The 637-nt window shown below is 64.2% G+C and carries 2 protein-coding genes; both read right to left on the reverse strand.

Translation table 11 applies throughout. The features are described 5' to 3' along the window. The coding region (locus U5809_RS34585; protein WP_322089854.1) for an acyl-CoA dehydrogenase N-terminal domain-containing protein at positions 1–111 on the reverse strand (111 nt) is incomplete at its 3' end. Positions 112–210: 99 nt separating this feature from the next. After that, a partial coding sequence (locus U5809_RS34590; protein ID WP_322089853.1) for an electron transfer flavoprotein subunit alpha/FixB family protein occupies positions 211–637 on the reverse strand: 427 nt, incomplete at its 5' end.

Consider the following 637-nt stretch of genomic DNA (forward strand, 5'->3'; position numbering starts at 1 on the left):
CGCCGTGTCGTAACCGGCATCCTCGAAGCCCGGCAACTGCGCAACGGCGTCGATGCCCGCGAGTTCCTTCAGCACGAACAGCATGTCCTTGACCGGTGCGACATAACTCATGGTGCGTCTCCCTCTTCTGTCTTCTGTCGATGGCGTAAAAAAAGGGGCGCTCGTCGCGCCCCTTTTCCCGTGTGCTTAACGCTGAAGCGTCACGCCGCGTCAGCCGAGCTCGCTCACGAGCTCCGGCACGAGCGTGAACAGGTCGCCGACGAGGCCATAGTCGGCCACGCTGAAGATCGGCGCTTCCGGATCCTTGTTGATCGCGACGATCACCTTCGAATCCTTCATGCCGGCCAGATGCTGGATCGCACCCGAGATGCCGACCGCGATGTACAGCTGAGGTGCGACGATCTTGCCGGTCTGGCCGACCTGGTAGTCGTTCGGCACGTAGCCTGCGTCGACTGCCGCGCGCGATGCGCCGAGTGCTGCCGACAGCTTGTCGGCCAGCGGCTCCAGCACCTTCGTGTAGTTCTCGCCGCTGCCCAGACCGCGGCCGCCCGACACGATGATGCTCGCGCTCGTCAGCTCCGGACGGTCCAGCTTCGTCACTTCACGGCTCACGAACTGCGACTTGCCGGCATCGGCC

It is taken from the genome of Burkholderia sp. BCC1999 (genome assembly GCF_905339975.1).
Lineage (GTDB): Bacteria > Pseudomonadota > Gammaproteobacteria > Burkholderiales > Burkholderiaceae > Burkholderia.